Raw genomic sequence first — 20,291 nt, 5'->3', positions numbered from 1 at the left:
GCGGCACCCCTCATCAGGTGCGCGGCGCGAGCAGGGATCGGGGGAGGAGGGATCAGTCCTCGCGCAGGGCGCGGACGGCCTCCTCGACGCGCCGGCCGTAGTCGGCGTCGGCGGCGTGGAAGTGGGCGAGGTTCTTCTCGATCACGTCGTCCCGGCCGACCTGGGACAGCCCGCCGGCGATGTTCGCGACCAGGCGCCCCTTCTCCTCCTCGGACATGAGCCGGTAGAGCTCGCCCGCCTGGAAGAAGTCGTCGTCCTTGGTGTGGGCGGGCGCCGCGTGGGTGCCGGTCCAGCCGTGGATCGCGAGCGGGGCGGAGAGCGCGGCGTCGGTCTGGGCCGGGCCCGCGTACGAGTTGGGCTCGTAGTTCTTGTCGTGGCGGGAGCCGTTGCGGGTGGCGTGCAGGCCGTCGCGGCCGTAGTTGTCGACGACGGCGGTGCGGGGCGCGTTCACCGGGAGCTGGGTGTGGTTGACGCCCAGCCGGTAGCGGTGCGCGTCCGCGTAGGCGAACAGCCGGCCCTGGAGCATCTTGTCCGGCGAGGGGCCGATGCCGGGCACGAAGTTGTTCGGCGAGAACGCGGCCTGCTCGACCTCGGCGAAGACGTTCTCCGGGTTGCGGTCCAGGACCAGCCGGCCCACCCGCTGGAGCGGGTAGTCGCCGTGCGGCCACACCTTGGTCAGGTCGAACGGGTTGAACCGGTAGTCCGCCGCCTCGGCGGCCGGCATGACCTGCACGTACAGCGTCCAGGACGGGTTCACACCGCGCTCGATGGCCTGGAGCAGGTCCGTCTGGTGCGAAGTGGCGTCCTTGCCGGCCAGTTCGGCGGCCTGCTCGCTGGAGAGGGAGCGCACGCCCTGGTTCGTCTTGAAGTGGTACTTGACGAAGAAGGCCTCGCCCGCGGCGTTCGTCCACTGGTACGTGTGCGAGCCGTAGCCGTTCATGTGACGGTACGAGGCGGGGATGCCCCGGTCGCCCATCAGCCAGGTGACCTGGTGCGTCGCCTCGGGCGCGTGGGCCCAGAAGTCCCAGACGTTGTCCGGCTCCTGACGGCCCGTGAAGGGGTCGCGCTTCTGCGAGTGGATGAAGTCGGGGAACTTGATCGGGTCCTTGATGAAGAACACCGGGGTGTTGTTGCCGACCAGGTCGTAATTGCCCTCGTCCGTGTAGAACTTGAGGGCGAAGCCGCGCGGGTCGCGCACCGCGTCCGCGCCGCCGAGGGAGTCGGCGACGGTGGAGAACCGGATGAACGTCTCGGTGCGCTTGCCGATCGCGGAGAGGAAGTCGGCCCGGGTGAAGCCGGTGACGTCGTCGGTCACCTCGAAGTACCCGTACGCGCCGGAGCCGCGTGCGTGGACCACGCGCTCCGGAATGCGCTCCCGGTTGAAGCGGGCCAGCTTCTCCAGCAGGTGCTGGTCCTGGAGGAGGATCGGGCCACCGACGCCTGCGGTGGCGGAGTTCTGGTTGTCGGCGACCGGAGCGCCGGACTCGGTCGTAAGCACACGCTGCGTCATGGTGTCGGGGCGACCTTCCGTACGGGAGCTGCTGAACTACGACGCCCTTGGGGCTCCAGGAGCGTAAGTACGCCCCGAACCCGACGTCAACAGTTTGTTGAATTTCTGGAGAGGGTGAGGTGAAGGGGTGTTCCGGACGGCGCCGGCGCCTGGGCGCGACAGGACAGGTGTCAGCGCCGAGGCCGTCCGGAAGTCTGGGGTGCGGCGGGGCGGTCAGCCCTGGACGGGGTGGCCCGACAGCCGCTCGACCGCGCGCAGCAGCGCGGAGTGGTCCAGCCCGCCGTCGCCCTGCGCGCGCAGCGAGGCGACGAGCTGGGCGACCACGGCGCCGACGGGGAGCGCGGCACCGACGTTGCGGGCGGCGTCGGTGACGATGCCCATGTCCTTGTGGTGCAGGTCGATCCGGAAGCCCGGGGCGAAGTCCCGCTTGAGGAAGTTGTCCTTCTTGCGGGCCAGTACGGTCGAACCGGCCAGCCCGCCGCCCAGGACGTCCAGTGCGGCGGCCAGGTCCACCCCGGACTTCTCCAGGAAGACCACGGCCTCGGCGCAGGCCTGGATGTTGACCGCGACGATCAGCTGGTTGGCGGCCTTCACCGTCTGGCCGGAGCCGTGCGGACCGCACAGCACGATCGTCTTCCCGAGGGCCTGGAAGAGGGGCAGGGCCGCGTCGAAGTCGTCCTGCTCGCCGCCGACCATGATCGAGAGCACCGCTTCGATCGCGCCGGCCTCACCGCCGGAGACCGGGGCGTCGAGCACCCGTACGCCCTTGTCCTGCGCGTTCTTCGCGAGGTCCACGGAGGTCTGCGGGGTGATCGAGGACATGTCGATCAGCAGCGTGCCGGGGCGGACGTTCTCCAGGATGCCGTCCGGGCCGTAGGCGATCGCCTCGACCTGCGGGGAGGCGGGCACCATCGTGATGACGACATCCGCGTCCCGGACCGCCTCGGCGATGGAGGCCGCGCCGGTGCCGCCGGCCGCGGCCAGCCGGTCGATCTTCGCCTGCTCCAGGGTGTACCCGGTGACGTCGTACCCGGCCTTGATCAGGTTCTCCGACATGGGGGAGCCCATGATCCCGAGCCCGATCCACGCGACCTTGGGGAGGGTGTTGCTCATGAGGGTGCCTTCCGGTGTGCGGGTGTACGAGGGGGCGCGCCGGCTCAGCGGGCGGGGCGCGCGGCGGCCGGGAGCCAGTCGAAGCTCTCGGCGCTCGGCCGGTCGCCGGGCTTGTACTCCAGGCCGACCCAGCCGTCGTAGCCGGCCTTCGTCAGCTCGTCGAGGAGCTGCTCCAGCGGGAGCGTGCCGGTGCCGGGCGCGCCGCGCCCCGGGTTGTCGGCGATCTGGACGTGGCCGGTCCGGTCGGCGTACGCCGCGACGACCTGGCTGAGGTCCTCGCCGTTCATCGACAGGTGGTACAGGTCCAGCAGGAACTTCGCGTTCCCGAGTCCGGTGGCCGCGTTGACCCGGTCGACGACGGCGATCCCGGCCGGGGCGCTGACCAGCGGGTAGAGCGGGGACTCCGGTGCGTTGAGGGTCTCGATCAGGAGCACGGCGCCGATCCGGTCGGCCGCGCGGGCGGCGAGCACCAGGTTCTCCAGGGCCAGTTCGTCCTGCTCCGCCGGGTCCACGCCGTCGACCCGGTTGCCGTACAGCGCGTTGAGCGCCTTGCAGCCGACCGAGGCGGCGAAGTCGGCCGCCACCTCGATGTTGGCGCGGAACCGGTCCGACTCGGTGCCCGGCACGGAGAGCGCGCCGCGGTCCGGGCCGGGCAGCCGTCCGGCGTAGAAGTTCAGCCCCACCAGCTGGGTGCCCGCGTCGTCGAGCGCCTTCTTGAGGGCGTCGAGCTCGGCCTGCGGCGGGGTGGGGGTCTCGATCCAGGGCCACCACAGCTCGACCGCCGTGAAGCCGGCCGCGGCGGCGGCCGCGGGGCGCTCCAGGAGCGGGAGTTCCGTGAAGAGGATCGACAGGTTCACATCGAAGCGCTGGTCCGGATAGCCCATGAGGGTTCGGCGCTCCTTCCGTATTGCGGAAGTTAGTTTCTACTTAACGGAAGATTGCCCGGAGGTCCGGAAGCTGTCAAGGGGGTGCCCGGAATTCGGTCCCGGGGGTGGCGGTTCCGGGGCCCGCTCCCGTCGCGGTCGTCGTTCGCGTACGGCCGGGCCCGCAGGTCCGTTAAGGTCTGACCCGCGGAACAGGGCCGCGGCCGCGCGGTCGGCGCATGAGGAGAGACAGTGCGTTTGAGAGTGGAGTTCACCACCGAACCCTTCGATCTCGACGAGGCGCCCGCCCATGCGGTCGTCGCCCGCGAGGTCATCCAGGCGGCCGACCTGGACTCGGTGGACGTCGGCCCCTTCGGCAACACGGCGGAGGGCCGCGCCGACGAGGTGCTGACCGCGGTGGACGCGCTGCTGCGCCAGGCCCTGGCGTCGGGCGCCACCCGGGTCTCCCTCCAGGTCAACGTGGTCGGGGAGGGCTCCCGGTGACCGAACCGGCCGACCACCCGCTCGTCGCCGCGGTCAAGCCGCTCGTCGACGCCATGGGGGCCGAGTTGCTCGGCCCCGATCAGGCGGAGGGCGACGACGTCGTCCTGGCCTGGGAGGGCGAGGACGTCATAGCCGTCCGGCTGCCCCAGCTCTCGGAGTCGCTCGACCACATCCTGGCCGCCATGGAACGGCGGCACGGCATGCCGCTCGCCGAGCTGGACCGGCGGACCAAGCAGTCGGTGGTGCGTGCCCTGGAGGCGCGTGGCGCCTTCTCCGTGCGGCACGGGGTGGAGACGGTGGCGAGCGCGCTGGGTGTCAGTCGCTTCACCGTTTACAACTACCTGAACAGGGAAAACAGCGCCAAAGCCGAGTAGTTGAGGCGTCAAGGGGCGGGCCGTCGTTCGGGGAACCGGGCGGCGGCCCTCTTCGTTCGCGGAATTTCAACAAAGTGTTGACGTTGTGTTCCGGAGGGCGTTAGCTATCCGCAGCCCGACCGACGCGAAGCGACAACGCACAGCGCACAACAGCCACGGAGGCTCCCGTGACTTCGAGCTCCACGCCGGGCCTGGCCCGGTTCAACACCCTGGCGGACGACGAGGCCACCACCACGCTGCACGAGGTGTGTGCCAGTGCGGCCTGGGGAAGAGCGATCCTCTCCCGACGACCGTACGCCTCCGCCGAGGCCCTCCTGCTCGCCTCCGACGCCGCCACGGCGGCGCTGGACGAGCGGGATCTGGCCGAGGCGATGGCCGCCCACCCGCCGATCGGCCGCCCGAAGCCCCAGGACCCGACCTCCTCCCGCGAACAGCGGGGCATGGCCGACGCCACGGAGGAACTCAAGGCCGAGATGCTCGAACTCAACCTGGCCTACCAGGAGCGGTTCGGACATGTCTTCCTGATCTGCGCCACCGGCGCCACCGGTGAGCAGATGCGCGATGCGGTGAAGTCCCGGATCGGGAACTCGCCCGAGCAGGAGCGCGGAATCGTGCGCACCGAGCTGGGCAAGATCAACCGTATCCGGCTGACCCGTCTCGTAACCGAAGGAGAGTGACGGTCTTGAGCACCGACACCACCGCATCGGTGTCCACCCACATCCTGGACACCAGCATCGGCCGTCCCGCCGCGTCCGTCGCCGTCACGCTCGCCGCCCGCAGCGGCGGCGACGCGCCCTGGACCGCGCTCGGCGGATCGGCCACCGACGCGGACGGGCGCTGCAAGGACCTGCCGGCACTGCCGGAGGGCACCACCCATGTACGCCTCGACTTCGACACCGAGACGTACTTCGCCAGCAAGAAGCAAGCCGAGGCGCAGCAGGACGCCCCCCGCGTAAGGGACAGCGGTGCGTTCTTCCCGGAGGTGACCATCGCCTTCGCCGTCACTCCGGGCGAGCACTACCACGTACCGCTGCTGCTCAACCCGTTCGGCTACTCCGTATACCGAGGGAGCTAGCAGACATGCCCACGATTCTCGGCCAGAACCAGTACGGCAAAGCAGAGAACCGCGTCGTCAAGATCACCCGGGACGGCGACACCCACCACATCAAGGACCTGAACGTCTCCGTCGCCCTCTCCGGCGACCTGGCCGACGTCCACTACAACGGTTCGAACGCCCACTGCCTCCCCACGGACACCACGAAGAACACCTGCTTCGCGTTCGCCAAGGAGTACGGCATCGAGTCGGCCGAGCAGTACGGCATCCACCTCGCCCGGCACTTCGTCGACAGCCAGCCGTCGATCCACCGCGCGCGCATCCGCATCGAGGAGTACGCCTGGGAGCGCATCGCGGGCTCCGACAGCAACTCCCGGTTCATCGGCGCCGACGACGTCAAGCACTCCTTCGTCCGCAAGGGCCAGGAGACCCGGCTCGCGCAGATCACCTACGACGGCGAGAAGTTCGAGGTCCTGTCCGGGCTGAAGGACCTGACCGTGATGAACTCCACCCACTCGGAGTTCTGGGGCTACATCAAGGACAAGTACACCACGCTCCAGGAGGACTACGACCGGATCCTCGCCACCTCCCTGTCGACCTGGTGGCGGCACAACTGGACCGGTGACGAGCAGCGCATGCCGCACTGGGAGCGGTCCTACGAGCAGGCGAAGAAGCACATCCTGCACGCCTTCGTGGAGACGTACTCGCTCTCGCTCCAGCAGACGCTGTACCAGATGGGTTCGCGGGTCATCAACAACCGCAGCGAGATCGACGAGATCCGCTTCTCCGCCCCCAACAAGCACCACTTCCGGCAGGACCTCTCCGCCTTCGGCCTGGAGAACGAAGCCAAGGACGGCGCCGTGTACTACGCCGCCGACCGCCCCTACGGCCTGATCGAGGCCACCATCCTGCGTGACGGCTGCGAGCCGCACATCCCGGTCGACATGACCAACCTCTGACGCGGGGCGCGCACCCCCGCCGCCGGTAGCCGGCGGGGGTGCGCCACCGGAGGGAACAGCCATGGCAACGCCTGCAAAGCGGCCGACAGAAGGCCCGTGTTCCACCGCACCGGACGGACCCGAGGTCCACCCGGTCGACCAGAAGCTCCACCCCTCGCGGCTCGTCCCGGCCGCGCTCCAGCACATCGCCGCCATGTACGCGGGCGTGGTCACACCCCCGCTCATCATCGGCCAGGCCGTCCGCCTCGACACCGCGGGACAGACCCGGCTCATCGCCGCGAGCCTGCTCATCGCCGGTGTGGCCACCCTCCTGCAGACCCTCGGAGTCAAGGGCTTCGCCGGCAACCGGCTGCCCTTCGTCAACGCCGCCTCCTCGGCCGGCATCGCACCGATGCTCGCCATCGCCGAGACCAACGCCCCGGGCGACCAACTCCCCGCGATCTACGGGGCGGTCATGATCGCCGGGCTCTTCTGCCTGGCCGTCGGCCCCTTCTTCGGCAAGCTGCTGCGCTTCTTCCCGCCCCTGGTCACGGGCGTCGTCATCACCCTCATCGGGGTGACGCTGATGCCGGTACCGGTCGCCTGGGCCCAGGGCGGCGACAAGAGCGCCGCCGACTTCGGCACCATGCGGAACCTGGCGCTCGCCGCGTTCACCCTCGTCGTCATCCTGCTGATCCAGCGCTTCGGCCGCGGCTTCGTCAAGCAGGTCGCCCTCCTCCTCGGCCTGCTGATCGGCACCCTGGCGGCGATTCCGTTCGGCATGGCGGACTTCGGCGCGCTCGGCTCGGCCCCGGTCGCCGCGCTGCCCACCCCCTTCGCGTTCGGCGCCCCCCAGTTCCAGCCCGCCGCGATCATCTCGCTCTGCCTGGTGATGCTCGTCCTGATGACCGAGTCCAGCGCCGGAATGCTCGCCATCGGCGAGATCTGCGAGCGCGAGACCGACGGCCGGACCATCACCCGCGGCCTGCGCACCGACGGACTGGCCACCTTCCTCGGCCCCGTCTTCGGCGGCTTCCCCACCTCGGCCTTCGCCCAGAACGTCGGTGTCGTCTCGCTGACCCGGGTCCGCAGCCGCTACGTCGTCGCCGCCGCCGGGGGCGCGCTCCTGGTCCTCGGGCTCTTCCCGGTCCTCGGCGCGGTCGTCTCCACGGTGCCGATGCCGGTCCTCGGCGGCGCGGGCATCGTCCTCTTCGGCTCCATCGCGGTCAGCGGCATCCGGACGCTCTCCGAGGCCGGGCTCGACGACAGCTCCAACATCATCCTGGTCGCCGTCTCGCTCGGCGCGGGCATCATCCCGCTCGCCTCTCCCGCCTTCTACGCGGGCTTCCCGGCCTGGGCGCAGACCGTACTCGGCTCCGGCATCAGCGCGGGCGCGCTCGCCGCCGTGGTGCTGAACCTGTTCTTCCACCATCTCGGCACCCGTGGCGCCACCTCCGCCGCGGCACTCAAATCCTCCTAGGGTCCTGCCGTGCCCGCACCGCCACCCACATCGGAAGGAAGCCCCATGGCACCTTCGGCAGCCCCCGTTTCCCGCACCGTCATCGAGAACGTCGCCATCGCCACGGTCGACGCCCACGACACCGAGTACGCCCACGGACACATCGTCGTCGCGGGCAACACGATCGAGTCCGTCGGAGCCGGACCGGCCCCGGAGAACCTGGAGAACGTCGTCCGCCGCGTCGACGGCACCGGACACCTGGCCACCCCCGGCCTCGTCAACACGCACCACCACTTCTACCAGTGGATCACCCGCGGACTGGCCACCGACCACAACCTGTTCGACTGGCTGGTCGCCCTCTACCCGACCTGGGCCCGCATCGACGAGCCGATGGTCCGGGCCGCCGCCCAGGGCTCGCTCGCCATGATGGCCCGCGGCGGCGTCACCACCGCCATGGACCACCACTACGTCTACCCGCGCGGCGCGGGCGACCTGTCCGGCGCCATCATCGGGGCCGCCCGGGACATGGGCGTACGCTTCACCCTCGCCCGCGGCTCCATGGACCGGGGCGCCGCGGACGGCGGGCTGCCGCCGGACTTCGCCGTGGAGTCCCTCGACGGCGCGCTGGCCGGCACCGAGGCGACGATCGACGCCCACCACGACGCGTCGTTCGGCTCGATGACCCAGGTCGCCGCCGCGCCCTGCTCCCCGTTCTCGATCTCCACCGAACTGCTGCGGCAGGGCGCCGAACTGGCCCGGCGCAAGGGCGTGCGCATGCACACCCACGGCTCGGAGACCGTGGAGGAGGAGAAGTTCTGCCACGAGCTGTTCGGCATGGGCCCGACCGACTACTTCGAGTCCACCGGCTGGCTCGGCGAGGACGTGTGGATGGCGCACTGCGTCCACATGAACGACTCCGACATCGCCGCCTTCGCCCGCACCGGGACCGGTGTCGCGCACTGCCCCTCCTCCAACGCCCGGCTCGCCGCCGGCATCGCCCGGGTGCCCGACATGCTCGCCGCCGGGGTCCCGGTCGGCCTCGGCGTCGACGGCACCGCCTCCAACGAGTCCGGCGAACTCCACACCGAACTGCGCAACGCCCTCCTCATCAACCGCCTCGGCGCCCACCGCGAGAAGGCCCTGAACGCCCGTCAGGCCCTGCGCCTGGGCACCCACGGCGGTGCCCGGGTACTCGGCCGGGCCGACGAGATCGGCTCCCTGGAGCCGGGCAAACTCGCCGACCTGGTCCTCTGGAAGCTCGACACCCTCGCCCACGCCTCCATCGCCGACCCGGTGACCGCGCTCGTCCTCGGCGCCGCGGCCCCCGTCACCCTCTCCCTCGTCGACGGGAAGCCGGTCGTCGAGGACAACCACCTGGTCACCGCCGACGAGGACACCATCGCCCGCGCGACCCGCGACGAGGCCCGCCGGCTGGCCCGGATCGCCGCCGGAGCCTGACCCTCCCGCGGTATCCCCATACCGCCGGCCGAGGGGGACGGCCCTCGGCCGGCCGCCGTGGACCCGGGAGGGTCCGCGGCAACCGGTGCGGGGGCGCGTACCCACGAGTACGCGTCCCCGCACCGGCGCACGGAGCTGCCCGCACCAGCTGCACGACCTGCCCCACCAGATCAATGCCCCTCTTGCACCACCTCCCTGACACCCACGTCACCGCAGACGTGTAACCGACCGGAGGAACCGCCGTGGCAGCCACGCCCAGGTTTCGCAACGAAGCAGCCCCCGCATCCGCAGCATCCGCCGCCTCACCCGTATCCCCGGAATCCCCCGCACCGGCCGTATCCCCTTCCGACCCCGGAGCCGCCGCCCCGGCAGGCGGCAAGCACCCGGTCGACGAGACCCTCCCCCCGTTGAAGATGTTCACCAGCGGCCTCCAGCACGTGGCCGCGATGTACGCGGGCGTGGTGGCCCCGCCGATGATCGTGGGGCCCGCCGTGGGCCTCACCGCCAAGGAGACCGCGTTCCTCATGGGGGCGAGCCTGTTCACCGCGGGCATCGCCACCCTCCTCCAGACCCTCGGCTTCTGGCGGATCGGCGCCCGGCTGCCGTTCGTCAACGGGGTCTCGTTCGCCGGGGTCACCCCCATGGTCGCGATCGGCAAGGACCGGGGGCACGACGGCATCGCCGTCATCTTCGGCGCGATCATCGTCGCCAGCCTGCTCGGCTTCCTGCTGGCGCCCTACTTCTGCAAACTGGTCCGCTTCTTCCCGCCCGTGGTCACCGGCACCGTGATCACCCTGATCGGCGTCTCGCTGCTGCCGGTCTCCTTCAACTGGGCGCAGGGCGGCAACGCCGGGGCCCCCGACTACGGCTCCACCACCAACATCACCATGGCCGCCGTCACCCTGGTGATCGTCCTGGCCCTGCGGAAGCTGCTGCGCGGCTTCCTCCAGCAGATCTCCATCCTGCTCGGCCTCGTCGCCGGTACGTTGATCGCGATCCCGGTCGGCATCGCGGACTTCGGCGCGATCAAGGACGCCGGCCTCTTCGGCTTCCCGTCCCCGTTCCACTTCGGGGCACCGCAGTTCGAGGTCGCCGCGATCGTCTCCATGAGCATCGTGATGCTGGTCTGCATGACCGAGTCCACCGCGGACATGCTCGCGCTCGGCAAGATCGTCGACCGGCCGGCGGACGAGCGGACCATCGAGGGCGGCCTGCGCGCCGACACCCTGGGCAGCGCCCTCAGCCCGCTCTTCAACGGCTTCATGTGCAGCGCCTTCGCCCAGAACATCGGCCTGGTGGCGATGACCAAGGTCCGCAGCCGCTTCGTCGTCGCCGTCAGCGGCGGCATCCTGATCGTGCTCGGGCTGGTCCCCGTCGCCGCGTCCGTCATCGCCATCGTCCCGCTGCCCGTCCTCGGCGGCGCCGGCATCGTGCTCTTCGGCACGGTCGCCGCCAGCGGCATCCAGACCCTGGCGACCGCCGCGCTGGAGAAGGGCGAGAACGCGCTGATCGTGGCCGCGGCCGTGGGCGTCGGCCTGATCCCGATCGCCGCGCCGGAGTTCTACCACTCCTTCCCGAAGGACCTCCTGGTGGTCCTCGACTCCGGGATCTCCACCGGCTGCGTGGTGGCCATCGTGCTCAACCTGGCCTTCAACCACCTGGGCCGCGGGAAGCCGGACACCCCGGACCCGGAGCCCGGGCGGAGCGCGGCGGCCCCGGACCCGGCGGCCGCGCACTGACCCGCGGACCGGGCCCGTACCGTCCCGCTCAGGGTGGTGCGGGACGGAGGGGCGGCGCGTACGACGGACCGCGCGAGGTCCGTCGTACGCGCCACGTCTTCGTCGGCGGCCCGGCCGTCAGCCGATGTGGTAACTGTCGCCGTAGACCTTCCAGTCGAGCGGCGGATCCAGGGCGAGGTTGCCCTTCTTCAGGAAGACCCGCTGGGCGGTGTCCACCCGGCTGGTGTCGTCGTGGGCCGCCTCCTGCTTCATCGCCCAGACCCGGGCGTCGAGGAAGGCGTTGAGGTACGCCGTCTCGTCGCCGCCCCGGGACGGGGGTTTCGCCTTCGACAGGGCCCGCTCGCGGATGGCGCCGAAGCCGGTGCTGTCGTCGCCGTCGCCGTGCACGACGAAGGCGTCGTAGTACGCGAACTGGCCCAGCGCGCCGACGCCGTCGGCCTTGCCCCGCTCGACGGCCGGGTCGAAGTACACCCGGTCGCGCTCGTCGTCCTGGGCCTTGCGGAAGGCGGGGTCGGACGCCGCCTTCGCCCAGTCCTTGGTGAAGTTCGGGTCCAGCCCGTCGTGCGAGGGGGTTCCGTCGACCTTCCGCAGCGCGGGGAGGTACTGGGCGAGGACGTTGTCGGGCTTGCGCGCGGTGTACAGCTCGACGAGATCGAGCATGTCGCCCGTGCCGGAGCAGAAGCCGATGATGCCCCCGGTGTAGCCGCGGCCGTCGTCGATGTCTTCGATGTACTTGTACTGGGACTTCCAGTCCAGGGAGGAGTTCTCGGCGCTGGAGACCAACTGCATGGCGATCTCCTTCTTCGCCGGGTCGTCCAGTCCGGGTGCGGCGGCGGCCCGGAGGGCCGTGGCCGACGTGTGGGGGGTGGACCGGTGGGTGAACCCACCGGCGTAGGCGGTGACGGGGATGACCGTGAGGGCCAGCCCGACGGCGATGACCGTGATACGCACGGGGCGGCCGCCCCGTCGTGCGGCGCGCTGATGGGGAGCGTGCACCAGTCCTCCAGGGGGAGTTCGTCGTTCCGACGGTCCGTGGAAAGCCCCGGTCCGTGCGGAGTCCCGGACTGTTAGGAAGCTTTCCTGTCGGGATGGTAGGCGTACGTACAACCCCTCCGGAACACCGGGAGTGGAGTTCAACCGGAACGAGTGAGGCCCCGCACCGCGCGGAGTGCGCGATGCGGGGCCGGGACGGCTGCCGGGGCCGTCAGCAGTTCAGGTAGGCCACGTGGATCCAGACACCGGTGGGACCGCCCCACAGGTCACCCATGATCCAGTTCCCCTGCTGGCCCCGGGCGTTGATGTTCTGGCCGCGGTTGACCTTGCCGAGCACCGGGAAGTTCTCGCCCGGACCGCCCCGGAAGTTGACCCCGTTGTCGTTGACGGTGCAGACCCCCGCCGGAGCCTGGGCGGACCGCGCGGCCACGGGCGGCTGCACGGCCTGGGCGGCGGGGCTCATCGCCAGCCCGAGCGCGGCGGTCAGTACCGCGGCTGCCAGCGTCGTCGTCCTCTTCATCCGAATCTCCTCCGTTGACGCGGCCCGCGTCGGTGCGGGCCGTCCGCAGGCCCAACGCGACCGGCCGCCGACTGGTCACGCGTCCGTACGGGTCATCCGGGGGAGAAGCGGAGGCGGGGTGTCGTGGTCCGGGGCTCAGTCGCCCGGCCGCCAGTCCGGGCGGCGGCCGCTCATCGCCACGGTCCGGTCGAGCAGCGGGGCGCCGGCCGGTACGGGGACCGGCGGGCCGAAGATCGTCTCCGGCCTCGTCCCGCCCTCCTCGGGGGTCAGCAGCTCCAGGGCGGCCCGGAGGCTCGCCTCGTCCCCGGTGTACTCCTGACCGGTCGCCCGGGCCAGGTCCCAGCCGTGGATCACCAGCTCGTCCAGGACGACCAGCAGCGCCACTTCGCCGGGCAGGTCCACCCCGCCCGCCCTGGTCATGCCCTGCCGGGCGGCCGGATCGCGCCAGGCCGCCACCAGCTCGTCCAGCAGGGGCGGCAGGACGGTGCGCCAGTCGTCGGGGAGGACCGGGAGCCCCGCGTCCGGCGGGGTGTCGGTGGTCGGCCCGAGGTCCTTGCGGGCGGCGTCGCGGAAGGCGGTGCACAGCCCGAGCACATGGGCCAGCAGCTCGCGCACCGCGTAGTCGGGGCAGGGGGTGGGGCCGTCCAGCTGCTGCTCGCCGATGCCGTCGAGCAGGCCGGCCAGGAGCCGGGCCGCGGGTTCCAGGTCGACGGGGGAAACGGTCGTCGTGTCGATGTCCATGTCCTGGTGACTCCGCCCGGCCCCGGAACTCATCGCCGCGCCGCGGACCGGTCCCGCGCCGCGCTCACCGCACCACCCGCCCGCGGAGCACGATCCGGCGCGGATGGTTCAGCGCACCCGGGTCCACCGTCGGGTCGGTGGCGTACGCGACGAGATCGGCGGGCGCGCCGTCGGTGAGTCCGGGCAGCCCGAGCCAGGCCCGTGCCGTCCAGGACGCGGCGCCGAGCGCGGCGTGGGCCGGGAGCCCGGCCCGTACCAGCCAGTCCAGCTCGCCCGCGACCGTCCCGCAGGGGAAGGAGTCCGTTCCCGCCAGCACCGTCACCCCCGCCTCGTGGGCCGCGCGCACATGGTCGAGCATGTGCTCCCAGCCGGCCAGCCACAGATCGCGGCGGACCCCCGGCTCCCGGGCCCGCATCGCGACCGAGCTCGCGCCGAAGGCGGCCAGGGTCGGCACGAACGCCGTGCCCTGCGCCGCCATCCGGTCCAGCAGCGCCGGGTCCAGGTGCATGCCGTGCTCCAGGCTGTCGGCGCCCGCCAGGACGGCGTTGCGGGTGCCCTCGGCGGTCTGGCAGTGCACCGCCACCTTGCCGCCCGCCGCGTGCACCGCCTCCACCACCCGCGTCAGCAGCGGCAGCGGCACGGCGGGTTCGTCCGCCGCCCAGTCGCCGACGACCTTGCACCAGCCGGAGGAGGCCGTCGCCTCCTCCACGGCCGCCCGCACCAGCTCCGCCTCGCTCACGTCGCGGCCGAAGCCGGGGAAGAACCGGCCGGGGGTGGCCAGCCACCGCCCCGCCGAGGTCACCCGGGGCAGCTCCGGGTCGTCGGCGACCCAGGCGGGCATCCGCCGCGCCGTGCCCGGGGTGCGCACCGCGAGCACCCCCGCGTCCCGGTGCTCCGTCAACTGCCTGCGCAGCAGCTCCTCGTCGAACGGCGACCCCGGCTCCAGCGCGCCCGGGTGGGTGTGCACGTCCACCAGTCCGGGCAGCAGCCAGCCGCCGTCGACGAGCCATCGCGCGTCCCGCCCGGCGCGGCCGCCGGGCGGCCGTCCCGCCCGCAGCACCTCCCCGTCGATCCAGAACGTGCGCTCCTCGCGCTCCGGCAGCACCACACCTCGTACGCACAGCATCGGCCGACCGTACGCCGGATCCGGCGACCCGTGGTGAACGGCCCCCGCACATCGGCACATTGCGGAAGGTTCGGCTCCACCCTCTTGTCGACGGCCCCCGTACCGTGCGATACAGGTCTGGACCATTGCTGCCGGACGGAAGGCACGACCGTGCAACGCCCCCACGCAACCGCCGCGTCGGCCTGCGCCGCCGCCGCGCTGCTCCTCGCCTCGCTCACCGCCTGCGGCTCGACCCCCGAGGCCGACACCGCCAAGCCCTCGGTGCCGCACGGGGTGACGGCGCAGGCGAGCAGCGCCACCTCCGTGCACGTCATGTGGGAGCGGTCCACCGACGACCGGAAGGTCACCGGGTACGAGGTCTACCGCGAGGGGCGGCTGGCCGCCTCGGTCCCGGCGGCCAAGGTGATGACCGATGTCGGCGGGCTGACGGCCTCGACCGCCTACGCCTTCACCGTGCGCGCCCGGGACGCCGCCGGGAACCGCTCCGCGCCGAGCGCCGCCGTACGCGTCACCACCCCCGCCCCGACCCCGGCCGACCACCGGCCGCCCACCCGGCCGACCCGGCTGCGCGGCACCGTGGACGGCAGCCGGTCGGTGACCCTGACCTGGGGCGCCTCGACCGACGACGTCGGCGTCACCGCCTACGACGTCTACCAGGAGGACTCCCGCATCCACAGCGTCCCCGGCACCGAGACCCGGGCCCGCCTCACCGGTCTGCGTCCCGGCACCGTCTACACCTTCACCGTCCGGGCCCGCGACGCCGCCGACACCTCCTCGCCGGACAGCGCGGCCGTCGACCTGACCACCCGTTCCGCCCCCGGCGCCCCCGCGAGCACCGCCCCCACCGACCTGCGGATCACCAACCGGGCCGAGGGCAAGGAGTACGCGGTCGAACTGGACTGGAAGCAGCCGGAGACCGGCGGCGAGATCCCCGCGTACCAGCTCTTCATGGACGGGAAGCTGACCACGACGATCGTCTGGGGCGGCGCCCCGCCCAAGGGGCGGGCGAGCTACCGGCTCACCGTCCCCGACCCCCGCGGCACCCGCTACTCGGTGAAGATCCGCGCCAAGCTGCCCGACGGGAAGTGGGGGGACTTCTCCGCCCAGCGCACGGTCGTCCTCGGGGAGTAGCGGACTTTACCCGGGATTGGTCTGTACCTATTGACGAGTTGGTCCAGACCTTTTAGGTTCCCCTGTGCTCCATGGCACCAAGGAAGCATCCGGCTCCCCCTCAGGACCGCCTCACCGGTCCCTCCCCAAGGGAGAACACCATGTTCGAGCACCTGACTCTCGGACGGAGAACGGCGACCGCCCTGGTCGCCGTTCTCGGTCTCCTCCTCGCCCTGCTCTCGCTCCAGGCCGTCCCCGCCCACGCCGCGGGCAAGCTGACGGCCACCTTCAGCTCGGCCGACAACGGCTCGTGGTGGAAGGGCACCTACATCCTGCACAACGACACCGACACGGCCGTGACGGGCTGGAGCCTGGAGTTCGACCTGCCGGCCGGGGTCACCATCGACACCTCGTACAACGCCACCGTGACCACCCAGGGCAGCCATGTCACGGCCGTCAACGCTCACTACAACGGCACCGTGGGCGCGCACGGCACCACCGAGCCGTACAGCTTCTGGTTCGTGGCCAAGGGACCGATCACCCAACCGACCGGCTGCCGGATCAACGGCGACAAGTGCGACGGCGCCGCCGACGTGCCGCCCGGCGCACCCGGCGGACTGAAACAGACCGACGTCACCGCCCGCACCGCCTCGCTCTCCTGGACGGCGGCCCTGCCGGGCGACTTCCCCGTGGCGTCGTACGACATCCTGGCCGACGGCAAGGAGGTCGGCTCGGCCACCGCGACGACCTCCGCCACCGTCACCGGGCTGACCCCGGCCACCGCCTACGCCTTCACCGTCCGGGCCAAGGACACCCGTGGCAACACCGGCGCCCAGAGCGCGCCGCTGACCGTCACCACCGTCGACCCGGCCACCGACACCTCCCCGCCCACCGCGCCGGGCTCGCTGCGCTCCACGGCGGCCGACTCCTCGTCCGTCACCCTGGCCTGGACCGCCGCCACCGACAACCAACGGGTCGCCGCCTACGACGTCTACCGGGGAGGGACGAAGGCCACCACCGTCTCCGGCACCACGACCACCGCCACCATCGGCGGGCTGTCGCCCTCGACCTCGTACACCTTCACGGTCAGGGCCCGGGACGCCGCCGACAACGAGTCCCCGGCGAGCAACACGCTCACGGTGAAGACCGACGACATCGTCGGCGCGGGCAAGTACGCCAAGGTCGGCTACTTCGTCCAGTGGGGCATCTACGGCCGCCAGTACTTCGTGAAGAACCTGCACGACTCGGGCGCCGCCGACAAGCTCGACATCATCAACTACGCCTTCGCCAACATCGACCCCACCAACCTCACCTGCCTGAACGGCGTCACCAAGGGCACCACCGCCGACCCGCAGGACCCCGAGCAGGGCACCGGCGCCGGTGACGCCGACGCCGACTACGCGCGCCCGTTCAGCGCCGCCCAGTCCGTCGACGGTGTCGCGGACGACGGCTGGGCCACCCTGCGCGGCAACTTCAACCAGCTGAAGAAGCTCAAGAAGCTGCACCCGAAGCTGAAGATCGTGGTCTCGCTCGGCGGCTGGACGTACTCCAAGTACTTCTCCGACGTGGCGGCCACCGACGCCGCCCGCAAGAAGTTCGTCTCCTCCTGCATCGACATGTACATCAAGGGCAACCTGCCCGCGTACAACGGCGCGGGCGGCCCCGGCACCGCCGCCGGGATCTTCGACGGCTTCGACGTCGACTGGGAGTGGCCGGGCACCGGCACCGGGCACCCCGGCAACCACTACTCGCCCGACGACAAGGACAACCTGACCCTGCTGCTCGCCGAGTTCCGCAAGCAGCTCGACGCCCTCGGCGGCGGCCACCGGCTGCTCACCGCCTTCACCCCCGCCGACCCGCAGAAGATCGACGAGGGCTGGGACCTGGGCAAGGTCTTCGACTCCCTCGACGTGGCCAACGTCCAGGGCTACGACTTCCACGGCTCCGGCAGCGACAACTCCTGGGAGCCGGACCGCACCGGCCACCAGGCCAACCTCTACACCGACGAACAGGACCCCTACGGCTTCCACTTCAGCGCCGACACCGCCGTCAAGGCGTACACCGACGCGGGCGTCGAGCCCCGCAAGCTGACCCTCGGCATCCCGTTCTACGGGCGCGGCTGGCAGAACGTCACCGACGGCGGGGCCGCCGGTGAGTGGCAGCCGGCGGGCGGCGCCGCACCCGGCCAGTTCGCGGAGGAGGCCGGCACCCGCGGCTACAACAACCTCATCGGGGCGTTCCCGACGATGGCGGTCCGCCACGACGAGCAGTCGGTGTCGACGTACGGCTACACCGGCAACCAGTGGTGGTCCTTCGACGACACCTGGTCCATCGGCAAGAAGATGAACTATGTGAAGTCCAAGGGGCTGCTGGGGGCGATGATCTGGGAGATGTCCGGGGACACCCCGCAGGGCACCCTGATGAACGCGATCGACAGCAACCTCAAGTAGCCGTACCCGCCCGCCGGTACGCGCCGGTACGCGGAGCGCCTTTCGTTTGGATCAGGCCGGATCAGTGAGCGGGGTCCGGTGCGTGCGATCGCAAGGCGGAGGAGGGAGTCGGATGGGGTCTCCCCTGCTCGAGCGAAGCCGAGAGCTCGGGGAAGGAGCGTCGGCGACCGACGACAACGCGGCGAGCGTGCGTGCCGGGGCACGCGAACCCGGCATGATCCAAACGAAAGACCCTAGCCCGCCCGGGGTCCGCGTACCGGCGCACCCCGCCCGGTCAGGCGCTTCCCAGCACGTCCGCCGCGGCCACCAGGCAGCGTTCGGCCAGCGCGGCGGGGCCCCGGGGGCCGGTGGCCGGCGCGTCGTCGGCGGCCCAGGTCTCCACCGCCGCGCGCACCGCCGCCCCGGCCACCCCGGCGACCAGCCGCAGCTCCAGCGAGAGCGAATCCGGCCCGTCCGGCAGTCCGGCCCGCGCCGCAAGGACCGTGGCCAGGGTGGTGTCCGCGTCATGACAGGCGTCGTTCCACACCGACTGGAGCGCCGGGCTCCGGGCGCCCATCCGCAGCAGCGACCGCACCCACTCCAGGGACTCCGCGGCCGCCGCGTCGCCGGGGGTGGGGGTCAGCGCGCGGGCCGCCGCGTGCCGCAGCGCGTCGGCCACCGACAGCTCCGCGGGCGCGTCCCGCACCGCCTCCACCCAGCTCCGGGCCCCGACCGAGAGGAGCGGGCTGATGGCCTCCTCCTTGGTCGCGAAGTAGCGGTAGAAGGTGCGCGGGGCGACGCCCGCGGCGCGCGCGATGTCCTCCGCGCGCGTGTCGCGCAGCCCCCGCTCCACGAAGAGCGCCGCCGCCGTACGGGCGATGTCCAGCCGGGTCGCGGCCTTGCGCCGCTCAGTCAACGAGCCACCGTGCATGGCGCTCAGGTTATGCCCTGACGCCCCCGCAGCCGATAGGCAGATATTGCCCATGTGGCAGAATCTGCCAGCAGTACCTGGCAGAACGATCAAGAGGTGGCAAGAGCGGTGCGTCGGCGGCAGTTCCTTCTGAAGACGGCCGGCCTGGCCGGTACCACGGCGGCGCTCGGGCTCACCGGCTGTTCGTCGAGCGGCGACGTGAAGCTCCGCCTCCTCGTGGCCAGTTACGACAAGAGCATCGGAGCCTCGCTCGGGGACCAGTGGGACGACGTCGTCGCCGCCTTCGAGAAGGAGAACCCCGGGATCCGGATCGAGCTGGAGCGGGTCTCGTACACCAAGATCGACAAGGTGCTCGCCCAGCGGGTCGAGGAGGGCCGGGCGCCCGACATCGCGCAGTCCAACATCTTCGCGCCGTACGCCGAGGACGGCCGCCTCTACAGCATGGCCGAGCTGTTCAACATCTCCACCCAGGCCGACTTCATCCGCTCCTTCACCGAGGCCGGCACGGTCGACAACGCCACGTACGGCATCCCCTTCCTCGCCAGCACGCCCCGGCTCTTCTACAACAAGGAGCTCTTCCGGCGGGCCCGCGTCACCGCCCCCACCTCCTGGGCCGAGCTGCGGAAGGCCGCCGAGGGGCTGAAGGCGATCGGGGTGCGGACGCCGTACGGGCTCCAGCTCGGCCCCGAGGCGGCCGAGGACGAGATGCTGACCTGGGTGCTCGGGAACGGCGGCGGGTTCACCGGGGAGTCGGGGGAGTACGACTTCGAGAAGCCGGAGAACGCCGAGGCGCTGACCTGGCTGCGGGACGAGCTGGTCGCGCCGGGGCTGGCCGGCGCCGACCCGTCGAAGCTCAACCGGACCGACGCGTACGCGCAGTTCATGCGGGGGCAGATGGGCATGCTGGTCGGCCACCCGATGCTGATGGGCGCCGCCGACCAGGCGAAACTCCCCTACGCCCACGTCGCGTTCCCCAAGAAGGACGGCGGCGAGGCCCCGCCGGTGGGGATCAGCGACTGGCTGATGGCGTTCAAGCGGGGCGGCCACCGCAAGGAGTGCGGCACCTTCCTCTCCTACCTCTACGGCGGCAAGTCCGCCGAGGCGTACGGCGGCGGCGCGTCCGCGCTGCCGGTGACGTACTCCGCCTCCGACGCGGCGACCGGCCAGGCGGAGGACCAGCCGCTCACCCCGTTCATCCAGCAGCTCACGGAGGCGGAGTTCTCCCCGGTCAACCTGCGCTCCTGGCCGACCGTCCGGGGCGCCATCCGTACCGAGGCCGCGCGGGCGGTGATGTCCGGCGGCGACCCCGCGACCGTGCTCGCCTCGCTCGACGCCTCGGCCGTCAAGGCGGACATGGCGGCATCCGCCTCCTGACCCCGGTCCCCGGACACACCTCCGCCCCGGCGCTGTGCGTGCCGGGGCGGAGGCG

19 protein-coding genes are annotated in these 20,291 nt (G+C 71.6%); 11 read left to right on the top strand and 8 right to left on the bottom strand.

The genetic code is table 11. The features are described 5' to 3' along the window. Nucleotides 1–52: 52 nt before the first annotated feature. The 3 genes from ACWC97_RS09065 to ACWC97_RS09055 all read right to left on the bottom strand — a co-directional run bounded on the left by ACWC97_RS09065 (nucleotide 53) and on the right by ACWC97_RS09055 (nucleotide 3,507). Entirely contained in the window at nucleotides 53–1,510 is a 1,458-nt protein-coding gene (locus ACWC97_RS09065; protein ID WP_385206322.1) for a catalase, read from the bottom strand. Nucleotides 1,511–1,723: 213 nt separating this feature from the next. Beyond that, the gene (locus ACWC97_RS09060; RefSeq protein WP_352272878.1) at nucleotides 1,724–2,623 is read right to left on the bottom strand and encodes a 2-hydroxy-3-oxopropionate reductase; all 900 of its coding nucleotides are present in this window, start codon (nucleotides 2,621–2,623) and stop codon (nucleotides 1,724–1,726) included. Nucleotides 2,624–2,667: 44 nt separating this feature from the next. After that, a complete protein-coding gene (locus tag ACWC97_RS09055) occupies nucleotides 2,668–3,507 on the bottom strand; it encodes a TIM barrel protein (protein ID WP_450648317.1) in 840 nt (279 codons plus the stop codon). A 231-nt stretch (nucleotides 3,508–3,738) separates the two neighbouring features. Here ACWC97_RS09055 and ACWC97_RS09050 point away from each other — a divergent pair, with 231 nt between their 5' ends. The 8 genes from ACWC97_RS09050 (at nucleotide 3,739) to ACWC97_RS09015 (ending at nucleotide 11,012) form a co-directional block, all read left to right on the top strand. Beyond that, on the top strand, nucleotides 3,739–3,990 hold the full coding sequence (locus ACWC97_RS09050; RefSeq protein WP_352272876.1) for a thiamine-binding protein: 252 nt from the start codon (nucleotides 3,739–3,741) through the stop codon (nucleotides 3,988–3,990). Continuing rightward, a complete protein-coding gene (locus ACWC97_RS09045) occupies nucleotides 3,987–4,364 on the top strand; it encodes a helix-turn-helix domain-containing protein (protein ID WP_352272875.1) in 378 nt (125 codons plus the stop codon). Before ACWC97_RS09050 ends, ACWC97_RS09045 begins: the two co-directional genes overlap by 4 nt. 167 nt (nucleotides 4,365–4,531) lie before the next feature. Further along, complete coding sequence (gene uraD, locus ACWC97_RS09040; RefSeq protein WP_392280164.1) at nucleotides 4,532–5,041, top strand: 2-oxo-4-hydroxy-4-carboxy-5-ureidoimidazoline decarboxylase; 510 nt, start codon at nucleotides 4,532–4,534, stop codon at nucleotides 5,039–5,041. 5 nt (nucleotides 5,042–5,046) lie between these two features. Further along, a complete protein-coding gene (gene uraH, locus ACWC97_RS09035; protein ID WP_352272873.1) occupies nucleotides 5,047–5,439 on the top strand; it encodes a hydroxyisourate hydrolase in 393 nt (130 codons plus the stop codon). A gap of 5 nt (nucleotides 5,440–5,444) precedes the next feature. Beyond that, nucleotides 5,445–6,377 carry a factor-independent urate hydroxylase gene (gene pucL / locus ACWC97_RS09030; RefSeq protein ID WP_352272872.1) on the top strand — a complete coding sequence of 311 codons (933 nt, stop codon included), beginning with the start codon at nucleotides 5,445–5,447 and terminating at the stop codon, nucleotides 6,375–6,377. A 61-nt stretch (nucleotides 6,378–6,438) separates the two neighbouring features. Further along, the gene (locus tag ACWC97_RS09025; RefSeq protein ID WP_352272871.1) at nucleotides 6,439–7,836 is read left to right on the top strand and encodes a nucleobase:cation symporter-2 family protein; all 1,398 of its coding nucleotides are present in this window, start codon (nucleotides 6,439–6,441) and stop codon (nucleotides 7,834–7,836) included. A 45-nt stretch (nucleotides 7,837–7,881) separates the two neighbouring features. Beyond that, complete coding sequence (locus tag ACWC97_RS09020; RefSeq protein ID WP_352272870.1) at nucleotides 7,882–9,273, top strand: 8-oxoguanine deaminase; 1,392 nt, start codon at nucleotides 7,882–7,884, stop codon at nucleotides 9,271–9,273. Between the two features lie 242 nt (nucleotides 9,274–9,515). Next, on the top strand, nucleotides 9,516–11,012 hold the full coding sequence (locus tag ACWC97_RS09015) for a nucleobase:cation symporter-2 family protein (RefSeq protein ID WP_450648313.1): 1,497 nt from the start codon (nucleotides 9,516–9,518) through the stop codon (nucleotides 11,010–11,012). Nucleotides 11,013–11,129: 117 nt separating this feature from the next. Here ACWC97_RS09015 and ACWC97_RS09010 read toward each other — a convergent pair whose 3' ends face one another. From ACWC97_RS09010 to ACWC97_RS08995, 4 genes are all read right to left on the bottom strand, one after another. Next, complete coding sequence (locus ACWC97_RS09010) at nucleotides 11,130–12,008, bottom strand: chitosanase (RefSeq protein ID WP_450648311.1); 879 nt, start codon at nucleotides 12,006–12,008, stop codon at nucleotides 11,130–11,132. 208 nt (nucleotides 12,009–12,216) lie between these two features. After that, complete coding sequence (locus ACWC97_RS09005; protein WP_352272867.1) at nucleotides 12,217–12,525, bottom strand: SH3 domain-containing protein; 309 nt, start codon at nucleotides 12,523–12,525, stop codon at nucleotides 12,217–12,219. Nucleotides 12,526–12,660: 135 nt separating this feature from the next. Beyond that, nucleotides 12,661–13,266 carry a TIGR03086 family metal-binding protein gene (locus ACWC97_RS09000; protein WP_352272866.1) on the bottom strand — a complete coding sequence of 202 codons (606 nt, stop codon included), beginning with the start codon at nucleotides 13,264–13,266 and terminating at the stop codon, nucleotides 12,661–12,663. Between the two features lie 64 nt (nucleotides 13,267–13,330). Further along, nucleotides 13,331–14,392 (bottom strand): amidohydrolase family protein, encoded by a 1,062-nt coding sequence (locus ACWC97_RS08995; RefSeq protein ID WP_352272865.1) that lies wholly within the window; start codon nucleotides 14,390–14,392, stop codon nucleotides 13,331–13,333. 150 nt (nucleotides 14,393–14,542) lie between these two features. On the opposite strand from ACWC97_RS08995, the gene ACWC97_RS08990 reads away from it, so the two are divergent. Further along, the gene (locus ACWC97_RS08990) at nucleotides 14,543–15,523 is read left to right on the top strand and encodes a fibronectin type III domain-containing protein (protein ID WP_392280158.1); all 981 of its coding nucleotides are present in this window, start codon (nucleotides 14,543–14,545) and stop codon (nucleotides 15,521–15,523) included. Between the two features lie 140 nt (nucleotides 15,524–15,663). Continuing rightward, entirely contained in the window at nucleotides 15,664–17,952 is a 2,289-nt protein-coding gene (locus ACWC97_RS08985; protein ID WP_450648308.1) for a glycosyl hydrolase family 18 protein, read from the top strand. 274 nt (nucleotides 17,953–18,226) lie between these two features. On the opposite strand, the gene ACWC97_RS08980 is transcribed toward ACWC97_RS08985, so the two are convergent. Further along, complete coding sequence (locus ACWC97_RS08980) at nucleotides 18,227–18,847, bottom strand: TetR/AcrR family transcriptional regulator (protein ID WP_450648306.1); 621 nt, start codon at nucleotides 18,845–18,847, stop codon at nucleotides 18,227–18,229. A 111-nt stretch (nucleotides 18,848–18,958) separates the two neighbouring features. On the opposite strand from ACWC97_RS08980, the gene ACWC97_RS08975 reads away from it, so the two are divergent. After that, nucleotides 18,959–20,236 (top strand): ABC transporter substrate-binding protein, encoded by a 1,278-nt coding sequence (locus ACWC97_RS08975; RefSeq protein ID WP_352280176.1) that lies wholly within the window; start codon nucleotides 18,959–18,961, stop codon nucleotides 20,234–20,236. Nucleotides 20,237–20,291 lie beyond the last annotated feature (55 nt).

This window comes from Streptomyces sp. NPDC001108 (genome assembly GCF_053598535.1).
Note: the sequence above shows the minus strand (reverse complement) of the source record. Positions and strands in the feature narration are given on the sequence as shown.